This is a genomic window from Bradyrhizobium betae, from assembly GCF_008932115.1.
Lineage (GTDB): Bacteria > Pseudomonadota > Alphaproteobacteria > Rhizobiales > Xanthobacteraceae > Bradyrhizobium > Bradyrhizobium betae.
In genome coordinates this window covers 6093561-6111723 of sequence record NZ_CP044543.1, presented here as the reverse complement: position 1 = coordinate 6111723, position 18163 = coordinate 6093561, and the positions used below count along the sequence as shown (strand labels likewise).

The following is an 18163-nucleotide window of genomic DNA, read 5'->3' as shown; positions in this document are numbered from 1 at the left end:
GCTTTTGCGCCTGAAGGAAAGATGAACAAAGGTTGATCCTGCACCGCAACAGGGAAACAAAGCAGCAAAAAGGCCGGCTTGCGCCGGCCTTTTCGTTATCCTCGTATTCCTACGGATGAACCATTATTCCGCAGGCGGGAGCGCAGGAAGTTCAGCTTCCGGAGCCGGCGACACGACGGCCGCCTGCTTCTCGCGCTCGTCCAGGATCATCTTGTCGCGCTTCATCGCGACTTCGCGGATCTTGGCCATGGAAGCGCCGGTGCCCGCCGGGATCAGCCGGCCGACGATGACGTTCTCCTTCAGGCCTTCGAGCGGATCGACCTTGCCGTTGACCGCCGCTTCCGTGAGGACGCGAGTGGTCTCCTGGAACGAGGCCGCCGAGAAGAAGGAGCGGGTCTGGAGGCTCGCCTTGGTGATGCCGAGCAGAACCGGCGTACCCGTGGCGATCTTCTTGCCCTCTTCCTTGGCCTTCTCGTTCAGCGCGTCGAACTCGATCTTGTCGACCTGCTCGCCGGAGATCATGTCCGTGTCGCCCTGGTCGGTGACTTCCACCTTCTGGAGCATCTGACGGACAATCACCTCGATGTGCTTGTCGTTGATGAGCACGCCCTGGAGCCGGTAGACCTCCTGGATCTCGTTGACCAGATAGGCCGCGAGTTCCTCGATGCCCTTGACCGCGAGAATGTCGTGCGGCGCCGGGTTGCCTTCCACGATGAAGTCGCCCTTTTCGACGACGTCGCCGTCCTGAAGGTGGATGTGCTTGCCCTTCGGGATCAGGTACTCGCGTGCCTCGTCGGTCTTGTCCATCGGCTCGATCGAGATGCGACGCTTGTTCTTGTAGTCGCGCCCGAACCGGATGGTGCCCGCGATTTCGGCGATGATCGCCGCATCCTTCGGACGCCGAGCCTCGAACAGTTCCGCCACCCGCGGCAGACCGCCGGTGATGTCACGCGTCTTGGCGCTTTCGGTCGAGACACGGGCGAGGATGTCACCCGTATTGACCTTGGCTCCGACGTCGACCGAGAGAATGGCGTCGACCGACAGCATGTAGCGGGCATCGCCGCCACGGGCGAGCTTGAGCACCTTGCCGTCCTTGCCCTTCACCACGATGGCCGGACGCAGGTCCGCACCGCCGCGGGTCGAGCGCCAGTCGATGACCACGCGCTTGGCGATACCGGTGGCTTCGTCCAGCGTTTCCGAGATCGACTGCCCTTCGACCAGATCCTCGAAGCCGATCGTACCTTCGACTTCGGTGAGCAGCGGACGGGTGTAGGGATCCCACTCGACGATACGCTGGCCGCGCTTGACGCTGTCGCCCTCGTCGACGTGCAGACGCGAGCCGTACTGGACGCGGTGCGTCGCACGTTCGGTGCCGTCGGCATCGACGATCGCCACCACCATGTTGCGCACCATCGCGACCAGGTGACCTTCGCTGTTGCGGGCGATGGCCTTGTTCCTGATCACGATCTTGCCGTCGAAGTTGGCTTCGACGAAGGACTGCTCGTTCAGCTGCGCCGCACCGCCGATGTGGAAGGTGCGCATGGTGAGCTGGGTGCCCGGCTCACCGATCGACTGCGCCGCAATGACGCCGACCGCTTCGCCGTGGTTGACCGGCGTGCCGCGGGCGAGGTCGCGACCGTAGCACATGCCGCAGATGCCGTTGACGAGCTCGCAGGTCAGCGCCGAGCGGATCTTCACCTCCTGCACACCACCCTGCTGGATGGCATCCAGATGGCTCTCTTCCATCAGCGTATCGCGCTTGATGATCACCTTGCCGGAGCTGTCACGAATGTCTTCGCAGGCCGTGCGTCCGAGGATGCGCGAGCCGAGCGAAGCGACCACGGTGCCCGCATCGACGATGGCGCGCATCTTGATGCCGAGCTTGGTGCCGCAGTCACTCTGCGTGATGATGCAGTCCTGCGCGACGTCGACGAGACGACGGGTCAGGTAGCCCGAGTTCGCGGTCTTCAACGCGGTGTCCGCGAGGCCCTTGCGGGCGCCGTGGGTCGAGTTGAAGTACTCGAGAACCGAAAGACCTTCCTTGAAGTTCGAGATGATCGGCGTCTCGATGATCTCACCCGACGGCTTGGCCATCAGGCCGCGCATGCCGGCGAGCTGGCGCATCTGGGCCGGCGAACCGCGGGCACCGGAGTGAGCCATCATGTAGATCGAGTTGATGTCGGCATCCGCCCCGCTCGCCGTCTTCTTGGTCGAGGAGATCTCCTTCATCATCGCCTTGGCGATTTCTTCCGTGGCCTTCGACCAGGCGTCGACGACCTTGTTATACTTCTCGCCGTGGGTGATCAGGCCGTCGTTGTACTGCTGCTCGAAATCCTTCGCCAGCGTACGGGTGGTGTCGACGATCTTCCACTTGGAATTCGGCACGACCATGTCGTCCTTGCCGAACGAGATGCCGGCCTTGAACGCGTTGTAGAAGCCGAGCGCCATGATGCGGTCGCAGAAGATCACCGTCTCCTTCTGACCGCAGTGGCGGTAGACCTGGTCGATCACGCCGGAGATCTCGCGCTTGGTCATCAGCTTGTTGATGATCTCGTACGTGACCCGCGGGTTCCTCGGCAGCAGATTGCCCAGCATGACGCGGCCTGCGGTGGTTTCGATCCAGCGCGTCGAGACCTTGCCGGTCTCGTCCATGCCCTGCCACCGGTACTTGATCTTGGTGTGGAGGTGGATGACCTTCGCGTGCAGCGCATGCTCGAGCTCGGCCATGTCGCCGAAGATCTTGCCCTCGCCGGGCAGGCCTTCACGCATGATCGAGACGTAGTAGAGACCGAGCACGATGTCCTGCGATGGCACGATGATCGGCTGGCCGTTCGCCGGATGCAGGATGTTGTTGGTCGACATCATCAGGACGCGCGCTTCCAGCTGCGCTTCGAGCGACAGCGGAACGTGCACGGCCATCTGGTCGCCGTCGAAGTCGGCGTTGAACGCCGAGCAGACCAGCGGGTGAAGCTGGATCGCCTTGCCCTCGATCAGCACCGGCTCGAACGCCTGGATGCCGAGGCGATGCAGCGTCGGCGCGCGGTTGAGCAGCACGGGATGCTCGCGGATCACCTCGTCCAGAATGTCCCAGACCTCGGGCCGCTCCTTCTCAACCAGCTTCTTGGCCTGCTTCACGGTGGTGGACAGGCCCTTGGCATCAAGCCGCGAATAGATGAACGGCTTGAACAGCTCGAGCGCCATCTTCTTCGGCAGGCCGCACTGATGCAGGCGCAGCTCGGGACCGACCACGATCACCGAACGGCCCGAATAGTCGACGCGCTTGCCGAGCAGGTTCTGGCGGAAACGACCCTGCTTGCCCTTGAGCATGTCGGCGAGCGACTTCAGCGGGCGCTTGTTGGCACCGGTGATGACGCGGCCACGGCGGCCGTTGTCGAACAGAGCATCGACCGCTTCCTGAAGCATGCGCTTCTCGTTGCGGATGATGATGTCGGGCGCGCGCAGCTCCATCAGCCGCTTCAAGCGGTTGTTGCGGTTGATGACGCGGCGATAGAGGTCGTTGAGGTCCGAGGTCGCGAAGCGGCCGCCGTCCAGCGGCACCAGCGGACGCAGGTCCGGCGGGATCACCGGGACCACGGTCATGATCATCCATTCCGGCTTGTTGCCGGAGTGGCGGAACGCTTCAACGATCTTGAGGCGCTTGGCGAGCTTCTTGTGCTTGATGTCGGAGTCGGTCTCCTGCATCTCGAGGCGCAAGGTGGCTTCGAGCTTCTCGAGGTCCATGCCCTTGAGCAGTTCGCGGATCGCTTCCGCGCCGATCATGGCGGTGAAGGAATCCTGGCCGTACTCGTCCTGCGCCTTCAGATACTCGTCTTCCGACAGCAGCTGACGGTCCTTGAGCGCGGTGAGACCCGGCTCGAGAACGACGTAATATTCGAAGTAGAGGATCCGCTCGAGATCCTTCAGCGTCATGTCCAGCAGAAGGCCGATGCGCGAGGGCAGCGACTTCAGGAACCAGATGTGGGCGACGGGAGCCGCGAGCTCGATATGGCCCATGCGCTCGCGCCGGACGCGCGACAGCGTGACCTCGACCGAGCACTTCTCGCAGATGATGCCCTTGTACTTCATGCGCTTGTACTTGCCGCACAAGCACTCGTAGTCCTTGATCGGCCCGAAGATGCGGGCGCAGAACAGGCCGTCGCGCTCGGGCTTGAAGGTACGGTAGTTGATGGTCTCCGGCTTCTTGATCTCGCCGTAGGACCAGGACAGAATCTTCTCTGGGCTCGCGATCGAAATCCGGATCTGGTCGAAGACCTGAGCCGGAGTCGTCGGGTTGAAGAGATTCATAATTTCTTGGTTCATCGTCTTCTCCTCGCGTGCCGGTCGCCTACGGCCGCAAATTCGAAAATCACTCAATCGGGGCGCCCTGCCCTCAAGGCCTCGGGAGGGGCGCCAATGCCCGGCCGTGAAGGCCGGGCATGAAAGGTCGTGTTACTCGGCCGCTTCCGACGTCGGTGCCGGTCCCACCTTGGAATTGTGCAGGTCGACGTTGAGGCCGAGCGAGCGCATTTCCTTGACCAGCACGTTGAACGATTCCGGAATACCGGCCTCGAACGTGTCGTCGCCGCGCACGATCGCCTCGTACACCTTGGTGCGGCCGGCGACGTCGTCCGACTTCACCGTCAGCATCTCCTGGAGCGTGTACGCCGCGCCGTAAGCCTCGAGCGCCCACACCTCCATTTCGCCGAAGCGCTGGCCACCGAACTGCGCCTTGCCGCCCAGCGGCTGCTGGGTGACGAGCGAGTACGGACCGATCGAACGCGCGTGGATCTTGTCGTCGACCAGATGGTGCAGCTTGAGCATGTAGATGTAGCCCACCGTCACCTTGCGATCGAACGCATCGCCGGTGCGGCCGTCATAGACGGTCGACTGACCCGAAGCGTCCAGACCGGCAAGCTTCAGCATCTCCTCGATGTCGGCTTCCTTGGCGCCGTCGAATACCGGCGTTGCGATCGGCACGCCGCGGCTCAGATTGTGGCCGAGCTCGATCAGTTCGTTGTCGTTGAGCGACTTGATCGTCTCGTCCTCGCCGTAGACCTTCTTCAAGGTTTCCTTCAGCGGCCTGATGTCCTGCTTCGACAGGTAGGCATCGACCGTCTGGCCGATACGCTTGCCGAGGCCGGCGCAGGCCCAGCCGAGATGGGTCTCGAGGATCTGTCCGACGTTCATGCGCGAGGGCACGCCGAGCGGATTGAGCACGATGTCGGCATGCGTGCCGTCTTCGAGGAACGGCATGTCCTCGATCGGCACGATCTTCGACACCACGCCCTTGTTGCCGTGGCGGCCAGCCATCTTGTCGCCGGGCTGGATCTTGCGCTTCACCGCGACGAAGACCTTGACCATCTTCATCACGCCGGGCGGCAATTCGTCACCGCGCTGAAGCTTCTCGACCTTATCGAGGAAGCGCTGTTCCAGCCCCTTCTTCGACTCGTCGTACTGCTTCCGCATGGCCTCGATCTCGGCCATCAGCTTGTCGTTCGGCGAAGCGAACAGCCACCACTGCGACTTCGGATACTCCTCGAGCACCGCACGGGTGATCTTGGTGTCCTTCTTGAAGCCCTTCGGACCGGCAATGCCCTGCCGCCCTTCGAGCAGCTCGGCAAGACGGTTGTAGACGTTGCGGTCCAGGATCGCCTGCTCGTCGTCGCGGTCCTTGGCCAGACGCTCGATCTCTTCCCGCTCGATCGCCAGCGCACGCTCGTCCTTGTCGACGCCGTGCCGGTTGAACACGCGCACTTCCACGATCGTGCCCTGCACGCCCGGAGGAACGCGCAGCGAGGTGTCACGAACGTCGGAAGCCTTTTCGCCGAAGATGGCGCGCAGGAGCTTCTCTTCCGGCGTCATCGGGCTTTCGCCCTTCGGCGTGATCTTGCCGACCAGGATGTCGCCGGCGCGCACTTCCGCGCCGATGTAGACGATACCGGCTTCGTCGAGGTTCTTCAGCGCTTCTTCCGAGACGTTCGGAATGTCGCGGGTGATTTCCTCGGGTCCGAGCTTGGTGTCGCGGGCCATCACCTCGAATTCTTCGATATGAATCGAGGTGAAGACGTCTTCCTTCACGATCCGCTCGGAGAGCAGGATCGAGTCTTCGAAGTTGTAGCCATTCCACGGCATGAACGCGACGAGCACGTTCCGGCCGAGCGCGAGCTCGCCGAGATCGGTCGACGGACCGTCAGCGATGATGTCGCCCTTCTTGACGATGTCGCCGACCTTCACCAGCGGACGCTGGTTGATGCAGGTCGACTGGTTGGAACGCTGGTACTTCATCAGCCGGTAGATATCGACGCCCGACTTGGTCGGATCGAGATCTTCCGTGGCGCGGATTACGACGCGGGTCGCGTCGATCTGGTCGATCACGCCCGAACGGCGCGCCGCGATCGCGGCACCCGAGTCGCGCGCAACGACGCCTTCCATGCCGGTGCCGACGAACGGAGCCTCGGCGCGAACCAGCGGCACCGCCTGGCGCTGCATGTTCGAGCCCATCAGCGCGCGGTTGGCGTCGTCGTTCTCGAGGAACGGGATCAGCGCCGCGGCGACCGAAACCAGCTGCTTCGGCGACACGTCCATGTAGTCGACCTTGTCGGGCGTCATCGGCACGACGTCGCGCGTCCCGCTCGAGCGGCAGACGACCAGATCTTCGGTGAAACGACCCTTGGCGTCGATCGGCACGTTGGCCTGCGCGACCGAGTACCGGCCCTCCTCCATCGCCGAGAGGTACACGACCTCGTCGGTGACGCGGCCGTCCTTCACCTTGCGATAAGGCGTCTCGACGAAGCCGTATTTGTTCACGCGCGCGAAGGTGGCGAGCGAGTTGATCAGACCGATGTTCGGGCCTTCCGGCGTCTCGATCGGGCAGATGCGGCCGTAATGCGTCGGATGCACGTCGCGCACCTCGAAGCCGGCACGCTCGCGGGTCAGACCGCCCGGACCAAGCGCCGAAAGACGGCGCTTGTGGGTGATCTCCGACAGCGGGTTGGTCTGGTCCATGAACTGCGAGAGCTGCGAGGAGCCGAAGAACTCGCGCACTGCGGCAGCCGCCGGCTTGGCGTTGATCAGGTCCTGCGGCATGACCGTGTCGATGTCGACCGAGGACATACGCTCCTTGATCGCGCGCTCCATGCGCAGCAGGCCGATGCGGTACTGGTTCTCCATGAGCTCGCCGACCGAGCGCACACGGCGGTTGCCGAGATGGTCGATGTCGTCGATCTCGCCCTTGCCGTCGCGCAGGTCCACCAGCGTCTTGATGACGGAGAGGATGTCTTCCTTGCGCAGCGTGCGCTGGGTGTCGGGCGCATCGAGGTCGAGGCGCATGTTCATCTTGACGCGGCCGACCGCGGAGAGGTCGTAACGCTCGGCGTCGAAGAACAGCGACTGGAACATCGCCTGCGCCGAATCCAGCGTCGGCGGCTCGCCCGGACGCATCACGCGGTAGATGTCGAACAGCGCGTCCTCACGCGTCATGTTCTTGTCGGCCGAAAGCGTGTTGCGGATGTAGGCGCCGACATTGACATGGTCGATGTCGAGCAGCGGCAATTCCTTGTAGCCGTGCTCGTTGAGGGCTTTCATGGACTTGTCGGTGATCTCTTCACCGGCTTCGGCGTGAATCTCGCCGGTCTTGGGATTGACGAGGTCCTCGGCCAGATAGTTGCCGACGAGTTCCTCATCCGACAGGCGCAGCGCCTTCAGGCCCTTTTCCTGCATCTGACGCGCACCGCGCACGGTGAGCTTCTTGCCGGCCTCGAGCACGACCTTGCCGGTATCCGCGTCGATCAGGTCGTTGATGGTCGAGTAGCCGCGGAAACGGTTGGCGTCGAACGGAACGCGCCAGCCTTCCTTGGTCCGCTTGTAGAGAATCTTCTTGTAGAACGTCGACAGGATCGCCTCGCCGTCGAGGCCGAGCGCGAACATCAGCGACGTCACCGGAATCTTGCGGCGACGATCGATACGCGCATAAACGATGTCCTTGGCGTCGAACTCGATGTCGAGCCAGGAACCGCGATACGGGATGACGCGGGCAGCGAACAGCAGCTTGCCCGAGGAATGGGTCTTGCCCTTGTCGTGATCGAAGAACACGCCGGGCGAACGGTGCATCTGCGAGACGATAACGCGCTCGGTGCCGTTGACGATGAAGGTGCCGTTCATCGTCATGAGCGGGATATCGCCCATGTAGACGTCCTGCTCCTTGATGTCCTTCACCGACTTCGCGCCGGTTTCCTCGTCGATATCGAACACGATGAGGCGCAGCGTCACCTTGAGCGGTGCCGCGAAGGTCATGCCGCGCTGGCGGCACTCGTCGACGTCGTATTTCGGCTGCTCGAACTCGTAACGGACGAATTCCAGCATCGAGGTCCCGGAGAAGTCGGAGATCGGGAACACGGAACGGAACACGGCCTGCAGGCCCTCGTCGAGACGCCCGCCCACGGGTTCATCGACCATCAGGAACTGGTCATAGGATGCCTTCTGAACCTCGATGAGGTTCGGCATCTCGGCGACTTCCTTGATGTGTCCAAAGAACTTGCGAACGCGTTTGCGACCGGTGAATGTCTGCTGCGCCATCGTGGCCTCTCATTTCGTCGCCCGCTCGGGGCGCGTCGTCCAGGACGCGGCTGCCACCGCTCCCCGGGTTGAATTTTTCGAACCCGTCTTGGGGACCAAAAATCCAGTTTCAGGCCGTCATGTCCTGAATCTGTTCTTCAGACCTTCAAAACGCAAAACGACGCGCGGGGCGCATAGGCACGCCCGCCCGTCACAACGATCGTCTTCACGGACTGCAAAAGCCCGAAATAGCCTGCTCTCCCAACGGCTTACAGGGAAATCCGGCATCCCTGCCCACCGCGCTTTCGTGCTGCCGAACCGATATGGGGCGACAATAGTGGAGATTCGAGGGGTAAACCCTCAAATCCCCACACTTTTTCGTGTTCAGCCTGCGTCGGGACGTTCCGTCGCACGCCTTTTGCATCTGGCCCACCCTTTCGAGATGGACCGAGACCCCGGTTTCGCTGACGCTTGCCGGGATCTTTCGCCAGTAAGCGTTGCTTACTTGAGCTCGACCTTCGCGCCAGCCTTCTCGAGCTGGACCTTGATCTTCTCGGCTTCGTCCTTGTTCACGCCTTCCTTGACAGGCTTCGGCGCGCCCTCGACGAGGTCCTTTGCTTCCTTCAGGCCCAGGCCGGTGATGGCGCGGACTTCCTTGATGACCTCGATCTTCTTGTCGCCGGCAGCGGCCAGAACGACCGTGAACTCGGTCTTCTCTTCCGCCGGAGCAGCGGCAGCGCCACCGCCAGCCGGGCCAGCCACGGCGACAGCCGCGGCAGCCGAAACGCCCCACTTCTCTTCGAGGAGCTTCGCGAGTTCGGCAGCTTCGAGCACGGTGAGGCTCGAGAGGTCGTCAACGATCTTCTGCAGGTCAGCCATTGTTCAGTTTCCTTGAATGTAAGTCTGGTTCGGGTTTGAGTTTTGCGAAGGGCGTCAGGCCGCTTCGCCCTTTGAGGCATGAGCCTGGATGACGCGCGCGAGCTTGCCCGCGGGCGCATTGGCGAGTTGAGCGATCTTGGTCGCCGGGGCCACAAGCAGGCCGACGATCTTTGCGCGCAGTTCGTCAAGCGACGGCAGCGAGGCAAGCGCCTTCACGCCGTCGACATTCAGGACGGTCGTTCCCATCGAGCCGCCGACGATGACGAACTTTTCGTTCGTCTTGGCGAATTCGACGGCGACCTTCGGCGCCGCTACCGGATCGTTCGAAGTGGCGATCACGGTCGGCCCCTTCAGCATGGGACCGATGGCAACGACGTCAGTGCCTTCAAGAGCAATTTTGGCGAGACGGTTCTTCGAGACCTTCACCGAGGCGCCAGCCTGCTTCATCTGCGTACGCAGCTTCTGCATCTGGACAACGGTCAGGCCGGAATATTGGGCAACGACCGCGACGCTCGTGGTCTTGAAGACCCCGTTGAGCTGTTCGACCGCTTCCTTTTTTGCCGCTCGTTCCACAGCAAGCTCTTTCCGGTTGGCGGCCATCGCGAAAGCGGGACCGCCGGGTTGCACCCATCGTCCCACCCAAACCTGAACCTCTGGGTCAAAACCCTTTGGACACGCCGGGGCGAGACAACGATTAAAGCCTGCCCTCCCGGAGCCTTTTGGGCCCACGGGGTGTCGAGGTCCGAACCAAACCCATTCCGCAACCTGCCCTCAGGCGAGCTGCGACGTGAAATCCGGTCTTCACCCGTCTATGCAGGCCATGCGATTAAGCCGTTGAGAAATCGAAATTCCCCGCGGGCGCCTGCAGTCTTGGACAGGACAAGGTCAGCCGGCGAACCGCCCGACCTCTGCCCGCATTCCACCAACCGACGGGTTTTCCTTCCTTTTCCGGCAAATCCTCGCGGACGTCCTGAAAAGGAATGATCTCCTGTCTTGTCGGGTTTTCGGAATGCGTGCACGAACGCGCCAGCCGAAGCCGGCACGTCCGGAAGCGGTTCTTTAACCGCTCTCTGCCCGCTTGCCAAGAGCAAAATTCACACCAGTTCCAATCCGTTGCCGGCGGGGCTTGACCCGAGCCCATAGGTGCCGATTCAGGCCGATTTGACCGCATAAGGCAGCGGCTTGCCCGCGAAAAACGCGGCCAGGTTCGCCAGCACGCAGTTCTGCATGGCGACGTGCGATTCGAGGGTGTGGCCGCCGATATGCGGGGCGAACACCACGTTGGGGAGCGTGGTCAGCGCGTCCGGGGCGTGCGGCTCCTTCTCGAAGACGTCGAGACCGGCGCCCGCGATGGTCTTGTCGGTCAGCGCCGCGACCAGGGCCTTCTCGTCGATCACAGAGCCGCGGGAGATGTTGACGACATAACCGTCCGCCCCGAGCCGCTTCAGGATATCGGCATTGACGACATGCTGGGTGTCGGCCCCTGCCCGGACCGCGATCATCAGCACGCTGCACCAGTCGGCCAGCGCCTCCAGCGTCGGGAAATATTGATAGGGCAGATCGTATTTGGTGCGGCTGAAATAGCCGATTTCGCTTTCGAAGGCGGCGCTGCGCGCCGCGATCTTGCGGCCGATCTCGCCCATGCCGTAGACGCCGATGCGGCGGCCGGGCATGCCGGCCTGGGGCCGCATCATCGGCGACGGCTTCGACGCCGCCCAGTCGCCGCTGCGGACATATTGGTCGGCGACCAGGATCCGCCGCGTCGTCGCCAGCATCAGGGTCATCGCGATATCGGCGACCGAGGCCGCATTGGCACCGGGGCTGTGGCCGACCGCGATGTTGCGGGCGGAGGCCGCCTTCAGATCGACACCGTCATAACCGGTCCCGTAGCAGATGATGGCGCCGAGCTTCGGAAACAGGTCCATCGCTTCCGCGCCGAGCGGCTGGCCGCCGCCGGTCAGGATCGCGCGGATACTGCCAAGGTCTTCCGACGGAAACACCTCTCGCGCCGGTTTGCCGGCGGTGTCGAGCAGTTCGAACCGCTCGGCGAAACGCGCCATCATCGTCTTGGGAAAGCGCGAGTAGATCAGGACCTTGTCAGCCATTGTTCTTGTTTCCGGTGAGTCCAGTCTAAAATGGAAAGGGACGGAATCGGTCACCCGATTCCGCCCCTCGCCTCATGCAATTCTCGAACCTTAGCCCAGGATGGTGCCCGGCTCGACCTTCACGCCCGGGCCCATCGTCGAGGACACCGCAACGCGCTGGATGTAGGTGCCCTTGGAGCCGGCGGGCTTGGCCTTGGAGACCGCGTCCGCGAGCGCCTTGATGTTCTCGACCAGCTTCTCCTCGGTGAACGAGGCCTTGCCGACGCCGGCCTGCAGGATGCCGGCCTTCTCGACGCGGAACTCGACCGAGCCGCCCTTGGCACCCTTCACCGCACCGGTGACGTCCATGGTCACGGTACCGATCTTCGGGTTCGGCATCAGGCCGCGCGGGCCGAGCACCTTACCGAGACGGCCGACCAGCGGCATCATGTCGGGGGTCGCAATACAACGGTCGAAATCGATCGTGCCGTTCTGCACCTTCTCGACCAGGTCCTCGGCACCGACGACGTCGGCACCTGCAGCCTTGGCCTCGTCGGCCTTGGCGCCGCGGGCGAACACGCCGACGCGGAGCGTACGGCCGGTGCCGTTCGGCAGGGTCACGACGCCGCGGACCATCTGGTCGGCGTGACGCGGATCGACGCCGAGATTGATCGCGACCTCGATGGTCTCGTCGAACTTCGCTTTCGCGCGTTCCTTGACCATCTTGATGGCGTCCGCGAGCGGGTAAAGCTTTTCGCGATCAACACCTTCGCGAGCTTTGTTCAAACGCTTTCCGATTGCCATAGCCGCTTACCCCGCCACTTCCAGACCCATCGAACGGGCAGAGCCCTCGACCATCTTCATGGCCGACTCGATCGAGTCGCAATTCAGGTCCTTCATCTTCTTCTCGGCGATCTCGCGCACCTGCGCTTTGGTCACCGCGCCAGCCTTGTCACGGCCCGGAGCTTTCGAACCGGACTGGATCTTGGCAGCCTGCTTGAGGAAGAAGGACATCGGAGGGGTCTTCATCTCGAACGTGAACGAACGATCGGCGTAGATCGTGATCACGACGGGAATCGGGGTGTTCTTCTCTTCCTTCTGGGTCTGGGCGTTGAACGCCTTGCAGAACTCCATGATGTTGAGACCGCGCTGACCAAGCGCGGGACCGATCGGGGGCGAGGGATTCGCCGCACCGGCCGGGACCTGAAGCTTCAGGTATCCGGTCACTTTCTTTGCCATGTATCACTCCTGTTGTGCCGGCTAGCCGGCGGTTTCAGGTTCGTGGTCTGGGTCGGATGCGGCTGGCAACCGCCCTCTCCCTCCCACGGCCTCTTGTTAGCGTGAGACCTAAGCCTCACGCCTCAAACGATCAGACCTTCTCGACCTGACCGAATTCCAACTCGACCGGCGTGGCGCGGCCGAAGATCGACACCGCGACCTTCACGCGCGAGCGCGCCTCGTCGATTTCCTCGACCACTCCCGAGAACGAGGCGAACGGGCCGTCGGCCACGCGCACGTTCTCGCCGATCTCGAACGACACCGACGCCTTCGGCCGCTCAACGCCCTCCTGCACCTGGTGCAGGATGCGCATGGCTTCCGATTCGGAAATCGGCATCGGCTTGTTCTCGGCGCCGAGGAAGCCCGTGACCTTCGGCGTGTTCTTGATCAGATGAAACGCCTCGTCGGTCAGCTTCATCTTCACCAGCACGTAGCCCGGGAAGAACTTGCGCTCGGCGTCGATCTTGCGGCCGCGGCGGACTTCGGTGACCTTCTCGGTCGGAACCAGCACCAGCTCGAACAGCTCCTCGAGCCCGCGCTGCTTGGCCTGCTCGCGGATCGATTCGGCGACCTTCTTCTCGAAGTTCGAATAGGCGTGGACGATGTACCAGCGCTTGTCGGACGATTGGGTTGCAGCGGCTGTAGCCATCAGTGAATGCCCAAAAGGAAGGTGATGAGGTAGCGGATGATCTGGTCGGCGGCGAAGAAGAAGATCGAGGCCACGGCGACCATCACGAACACCATGATGGTGGTGATCGTGGTCTCACGACGGGTCGGCCAGGTGACCTTGGCGGTCTCCGAGCGCACTTCCTGCAAGAACTTGAACGGGCTGACTGCCATCGTTTGAGACGCCAATAAGAATTTCAGGGATCCGAACAGCCGCCGTTGGCCCAGCCCTCTGTCTCGAAGGATGAGCCGGAAACCGGGCTCGATTGTTCGGGGATTTCAAAGCCGCGCCGGAGATCCGCGTCTAACGGGCCGGCTGCGAGTGCGGCGTAGATACTGCGGATGGGGCCAAAGGTCAAGGTGTGGGCCGGCCGGAATGCCCGTGGCGACCTTCCGCGGACCTGATCCGGATCAAGGGCTTACCCGGTCCCCATCACCCACGGTCCGAGCTTTCGGCCCGCCGCTGTCCTGCCTGTCGATCCTGATTGTTGCGGATGAGCTGGCAGGAGTGGCAGGGCTCGAACCTGCGACCCCCGGTTTTGGAGACCGGTGCTCTACCAATTGAGCTACACTCCTACGGACCCTCACGTCGCCGCGCGGATCAGGGCCGCTTTCAAGCACAGGGGGCAGCTGGTTTGCAAGGCCGGATTGCAAGGGTGAAGCGCGCTGGCTTCGCTTGTTTGTGCCGCGCCTTCTGGGCCACACTTCATCCCCGACAATAATGTGTCCCCGGGAGTGAACATGACCGCCACAGCCGCCCCTCACGCCGCGATCGCGCCGAAAACCCCGCCTTTGCCCGAGGCCAAGCCCGAGACGCTGGGTCTGTCGCGCCCGCGCCTCCAGGCGATGTCGGATGCCTTCAAGCGCGAGATCGACAAGGGAACCATCCCCGGCGTGACCGTGCTGGTGGCCCGCCGCGGCCAGATCGGCTGGTTCGAAGCCCTCGGCAAGCAGAGCCCGACCGGGTCCGCCCCCATGGCGCTCGATTCGATCTTCCGCATCTTCTCGATGACCAAGCCGATCGTGTCGGTCGGCATCATGGCGCTGCTGGAGGACGGCCACCTGCTGCTCGGCGATCCCGTCGCCAAGTTCATCCCGGAGTTCGCAGGCCAGAAGGTCGGTGTCGTCAGCGGCGGCAAGCTGGAACTGGTTCCGCCCAAGCGGCCGATGACGGTGCAGGACCTGCTCCGCCATACCTCCGGTCTGACCTACGAGCACCAGGGCGACGGCCCCGTGCACAAGATCTACCAGGACTCGCGGGTGCGCAGCCGCAAGATCACCAATGCCGAGCATGCCGCGCTGGTGGCGAGCTTCCCGCTGGTCTGCCATCCCGGTGACGAGTTCAACTACAGCCGCTCCACCGACATCCTCGGCCGCATCATCGAGGTGGTCAGCGGCCAATCGCTTGGCAGCTTCCTCACCGAGCGCATCCTCGACCCGCTCCAGATGGCCGAGACCGGTTTCTCGACCTCCGAGGCGAATGCCGGCCGGCTCGCCGAGCCGTTCGCGGCCGATCCGTGGACCGGCGACAAGGTCGCGCTGTTCAGTGCACTGGAACAACCGATCATGGAGTCCGGCGGCGGCGGTCTCGTCTCGACCACGATGGACTATGCCCGCTTCGCGCTGATGCTGCGCAATGGCGGCACGCTCGACGGCAACAGGATCATCGGCCGCAAGACGCTGGAGCTGATGGCGTCCGATCACCTCGGGCCTGACGTCGTGACCAACGGCACGCTGCTGTCGCCCGGCCATGGCTTTGGTCTCGGCTTCGCCGTCCGCCGCGAGGCCGGCATCGCGCCCTTCCCCGGAAGTGTCGGCAATTACTTCTGGAGCGGGATCGCGGGGACGTTCTTCTGGATCGATCCGAAGGAAGATCTGTTCACGGTGTTCATGAGCCAGGGCCCGGGCCAGCGCGATTTTACGCGGACACTGGTGCGGGACCTCGTCTACGCGGCGGTGGATTAGCCGACGCCGTATCCTCACTCTCACTGTCATGCCCCGCGAAGGCGGGGCATCCAGTACTCCGCGGCAGTGCGGCTAGAATCGAACCGCCGCAGCGTACTGGATCGCCCGCCTTCGCGGGCGATGACACCTATTTTGGGACGGCGTAGTTGCCCGTTCCCCTCCCGCCCGACCGCCTCAGCTGATCGTCGCGCCGCCGTCGATCACCATGGTCTGGCCGGTCATGAAGTCGCCGGCCTTCGAGCCCAGGAACACCGCCGCGCCCGCGATCTCGTCGGGGATGCCGATGCGCAGCAGCGGCGAACGCGAGGTCGAGGCTTTCAGGTTCTCCGGATTGTCCCACAGCGCCTTCGCGAAATCGGTCTTGATCAGGCCGGGCGCGATGCAATTCACGCGGATGTTGTCCTTGCCGTATTCGCAGGCGAGGTTGCGCGCCAGCTGCATGTCGGCCGCTTTCGAGATCGCGTAGGCGCCGAGGATGGTCGAGCCCTTGAGACCGCCGATCGAGGAGACGATGATGATCGAGCCGTCCTTGCGCTCGATCATCTGCGGCACCACCATCGAGATCAGCCAGTTGTTGGCGACGATGTTGTTGTCGAGAATCTTCCTGAACTGATCGTCGGAGATGCCGGCGAGCGGGCCGTAATACGGGTTCGAGGCCGCGTTGCAGACCAGCACGTCGATCTTGCCGAAGGCGCGGTTGCTCTCGTCGATCAGGTTCTGCAGATTTTCCTTCGACGAGATGTTGGCGGCGATCGCGACCGCGGTACCCTTGCCGAACTTGTCGTTGATCCCCTTCGCCACCTGGTCGCAGACGTCGGCCTTGCGCGAGGAGATCACCACCTTGGCACCGTGCTCGGCCATGCGCTCGGCGATCGCAAGCCCAATGCCGCGCGTCGATCCCGTGATGACGGCAACTTTGCCCTTCATGTCGAACAAGGTCATGTTTCTCTCCCAGAGTATGATTTGAATTGGCCTGAAGCTTACGCCGTGGTCGCGCGAGCGGACAATGGATCAGGCGAGCTTCTTGACTTCCGGTCCCGCCGGCTGGTGCATCGCCGCATGCGCGTCATCAGCGATCCATGGCTGCTGGTTCACCATCGGCAATCGCCAGACCGTGCGTTCGGGGCTTGCAAAATGATCGATACGCGTGATCGAGCAATTGTCGATGTCGAACGACAGCGCCTTCTCCAACTGCCCCTCGAGCGCAAGTCCGAGCGCCGCCTTGATGGTGCCGCCATGGGCGACCGCGATCACATCCTGCCCGGCCGCCTCTGCGTTGATCCGCTCGATGGTGCGGCGCGTGCGGTTATAGAGGTCCATGAAGCTTTCGCCGCCAGGTGCAGGCTCGTTGATGTCGGCGAACCAGCTCGACCCCACGGGGCGGCTGGCGATGAACTGCGCGCGGTTCATGCCTTGCCAACGGCCGAGGTTCTGCTCGGCGAGATCCGCTTCCCATGTCATGGATGCGGGCCTTGGGAATCCGGCCGCCCAGATCGCTTCGGCGGTCTGGTGCGTGCGCATCAGATTGCTCGAATACCAGACCGCCTTGCGTGGCAGCACCTTGGCAACAGCATTGAACACATAGGTGTCGCTGGTGTCGCAGGCGATGTCGGACTGTCCGTAGATGTTGCCGCCGTCATTGCGCACCGGCGCGTGACGGACCCACCACCACCGTGTCGTGACCACATTGGGCTTGTCTGCGCCTGCCATCGAAACTCTTCCATCCCGTTTGATGTCGCTGTACGTGAGTAGCGAACCTGTCTCAAGACACTTTACCGTTTGAAATCTTGTTTGAAATTCCGTCGCGCGGCAAGCGTCGTGCGGCACACCAGAGGGAGAAACGCATGGGCCGCCTGCAAGGCAAATCCGTCATCATCACCGGCGCCGGCAGCGGCATCGGCCGTGCGGCTGCGCTGCTGTTCACAAGGGAAGGTGCAAAACTGATCGCGGTGGATCGCACCGAGGCGGTGAAGGAGACCGTCGACGAGGTGAAGAAGGCCGGCGGCGTCGCCGAAGCCATGATCGCGGATGCAGGTTCCGAGCAGGACGTCATCGCCGTCATCGACAAGGCGGTGAAGACGCACGGCCGGCTCGACGTGATCTGGGCCAATGCCGGCGTCTCCGGCGGGCTGGTGCCGCTCGGCGAGCAAACCGTGGAGCAGTGGCAGGAGGTGCTGCGCGTCAATCTGATCGGACCGTTCCTGGCCGTGAAGCACGCGATGCCGCACATGGTGAAGCAGCAGTCCGGCGCGATCGTGCTGACCGCGTCCGTCGCGGGCCTCAAGGCCGGCGCCAGCGGTCATCCCTATGCGGCGAGCAAGGCCGGCGTGATCAGCCTGGTGCAGACCACGGCCTATTCGCTCTCCGGCACCGGCGTGCGCATCAACGCGGTATGCCCGGGCCTGATCGAGACCGGCATGACCAAGCCGGTGTTCGACCGCGCGAAAGAGCGCGGCACTTCCGACAAGATCGGCCAGCTCAACCCGCTGAAGCGCGCCGGCCAGCCGCACGAGCTCGCCGCGATGGGATTGTTTCTGGCCAGCGACGAAGCCTCCTATGTCAACGGCCAGGCGTTCCCGGTGGACGGCGGCCTGACGGCGTCGATGCCGTATGCGGGCAAGCCGGTTTAGCATTTGCTCTCGTGTCCCGGACGCGCCGCAGCGTTCTTACGCTGCTGCGCAGAGCCGGGACCCAGCAGGCCGCAGCGCTCGCTGCAACATGGGCCCCGGCTCTGCAGC

Annotated in this window: 13 protein-coding genes and 1 tRNA gene; 2 read left to right on the top strand and 12 right to left on the bottom strand. The window is 63.3% G+C overall.

Going from position 1 to position 18163, the window contains the following annotated elements; genetic code table 11:
* Positions 1-123 precede the first annotated feature (123 nt).
* The 10 genes from rpoC to F8237_RS29265 form a co-directional block, all read right to left on the bottom strand.
* Entirely contained in the window at positions 124-4320 is a 4197-nt protein-coding gene (gene rpoC, locus F8237_RS29310) for a DNA-directed RNA polymerase subunit beta' (RefSeq protein WP_151649645.1), read from the bottom strand.
* Between the two features lie 129 nt (positions 4321-4449).
* A complete protein-coding gene (rpoB, locus tag F8237_RS29305) occupies positions 4450-8574 on the bottom strand; it encodes a DNA-directed RNA polymerase subunit beta (protein WP_151649644.1) in 4125 nt (1374 codons plus the stop codon).
* A 480-nt stretch (positions 8575-9054) separates the two neighbouring features.
* Positions 9055-9432, bottom strand: coding sequence for a 50S ribosomal protein L7/L12 (rplL, locus tag F8237_RS29300; protein WP_028152883.1), 378 nt, complete (start codon positions 9430-9432; stop codon positions 9055-9057).
* A gap of 54 nt (positions 9433-9486) precedes the next feature.
* Positions 9487-10005, bottom strand: coding sequence for a 50S ribosomal protein L10 (gene rplJ / locus F8237_RS29295; RefSeq protein ID WP_151649643.1), 519 nt, complete (start codon positions 10003-10005; stop codon positions 9487-9489).
* 578 nt (positions 10006-10583) lie between these two features.
* Entirely contained in the window at positions 10584-11537 is a 954-nt protein-coding gene (locus F8237_RS29290) for a 2-hydroxyacid dehydrogenase (RefSeq protein WP_151649642.1), read from the bottom strand.
* A gap of 90 nt (positions 11538-11627) precedes the next feature.
* On the bottom strand, positions 11628-12320 hold the full coding sequence (rplA, locus tag F8237_RS29285) for a 50S ribosomal protein L1 (RefSeq protein ID WP_151649641.1): 693 nt from the start codon (positions 12318-12320) through the stop codon (positions 11628-11630).
* A gap of 6 nt (positions 12321-12326) precedes the next feature.
* Complete coding sequence (gene rplK / locus F8237_RS29280; RefSeq protein ID WP_007602986.1) at positions 12327-12755, bottom strand: 50S ribosomal protein L11; 429 nt, start codon at positions 12753-12755, stop codon at positions 12327-12329.
* Positions 12756-12885: 130 nt separating this feature from the next.
* Positions 12886-13443, bottom strand: coding sequence for a transcription termination/antitermination protein NusG (gene nusG, locus F8237_RS29275; protein WP_015685389.1), 558 nt, complete (start codon positions 13441-13443; stop codon positions 12886-12888).
* Positions 13443-13634 (bottom strand): preprotein translocase subunit SecE, encoded by a 192-nt coding sequence (secE, locus tag F8237_RS29270; protein WP_007611620.1) that lies wholly within the window; start codon positions 13632-13634, stop codon positions 13443-13445. Before secE ends, nusG begins: the two co-directional genes overlap by 1 nt.
* 326 nt (positions 13635-13960) lie before the next feature.
* A tRNA-Trp gene (locus F8237_RS29265) sits at positions 13961-14036 on the bottom strand.
* 165 nt (positions 14037-14201) lie between these two features.
* On the opposite strand from F8237_RS29265, the gene F8237_RS29260 reads away from it, so the two are divergent.
* The gene (locus tag F8237_RS29260; protein ID WP_162006263.1) at positions 14202-15425 is read left to right on the top strand and encodes a serine hydrolase domain-containing protein; all 1224 of its coding nucleotides are present in this window, start codon (positions 14202-14204) and stop codon (positions 15423-15425) included.
* 174 nt (positions 15426-15599) lie between these two features.
* Here the strand turns inward: F8237_RS29260 and F8237_RS29255 are convergent, their stop codons facing one another.
* Entirely contained in the window at positions 15600-16367 is a 768-nt protein-coding gene (locus F8237_RS29255; protein ID WP_151649639.1) for an SDR family NAD(P)-dependent oxidoreductase, read from the bottom strand.
* Between the two features lie 69 nt (positions 16368-16436).
* On the bottom strand, positions 16437-17135 hold the full coding sequence (locus F8237_RS29250) for a histidine phosphatase family protein (RefSeq protein ID WP_162006262.1): 699 nt from the start codon (positions 17133-17135) through the stop codon (positions 16437-16439).
* A gap of 134 nt (positions 17136-17269) precedes the next feature.
* Between F8237_RS29250 and F8237_RS29245 the strand changes: the two genes are divergently transcribed.
* Positions 17270-18055: an SDR family NAD(P)-dependent oxidoreductase gene (locus tag F8237_RS29245; protein WP_151649637.1), complete on the top strand. Its 786-nt coding sequence runs from the start codon at positions 17270-17272 to the stop codon at positions 18053-18055.
* Positions 18056-18163 lie beyond the last annotated feature (108 nt).

Bases quoted from the DNA above. Each gene is read 5' to 3' on its own strand.
- rpoC (WP_151649645.1), bottom strand. From the start codon at position 4,320: ATGAACCAAGAAATTATGAATCTCTTCAACCCGACGACTCCGGCTCAG.
- rplA (WP_151649641.1), bottom strand. From the start codon at position 12,320: ATGGCAATCGGAAAGCGTTTGAACAAAGCTCGCGAAGGTGTTGATCGC.
- rplK (WP_007602986.1), bottom strand. From the start codon at position 12,755: ATGGCAAAGAAAGTGACCGGATACCTGAAGCTTCAGGTCCCGGCCGGT.
- F8237_RS29250 (WP_162006262.1), bottom strand. From the start codon at position 17,135: ATGGCAGGCGCAGACAAGCCCAATGTGGTCACGACACGGTGGTGGTGG.
- F8237_RS29260 (WP_162006263.1), top strand. From the start codon at position 14,202: ATGACCGCCACAGCCGCCCCTCACGCCGCGATCGCGCCGAAAACCCCG.
- rpoB (WP_151649644.1), bottom strand. From the start codon at position 8,574: ATGGCGCAGCAGACATTCACCGGTCGCAAACGCGTTCGCAAGTTCTTT.
- rplL (WP_028152883.1), bottom strand. From the start codon at position 9,432: ATGGCTGACCTGCAGAAGATCGTTGACGACCTCTCGAGCCTCACCGTG.
- nusG (WP_015685389.1), bottom strand. From the start codon at position 13,443: ATGGCTACAGCCGCTGCAACCCAATCGTCCGACAAGCGCTGGTACATC.
- F8237_RS29290 (WP_151649642.1), bottom strand. From the start codon at position 11,537: ATGGCTGACAAGGTCCTGATCTACTCGCGCTTTCCCAAGACGATGATG.
- F8237_RS29255 (WP_151649639.1), bottom strand. From the start codon at position 16,367: ATGACCTTGTTCGACATGAAGGGCAAAGTTGCCGTCATCACGGGATCG.
- secE (WP_007611620.1), bottom strand. From the start codon at position 13,634: ATGGCAGTCAGCCCGTTCAAGTTCTTGCAGGAAGTGCGCTCGGAGACC.
- F8237_RS29245 (WP_151649637.1), top strand. From the start codon at position 17,270: ATGGGCCGCCTGCAAGGCAAATCCGTCATCATCACCGGCGCCGGCAGC.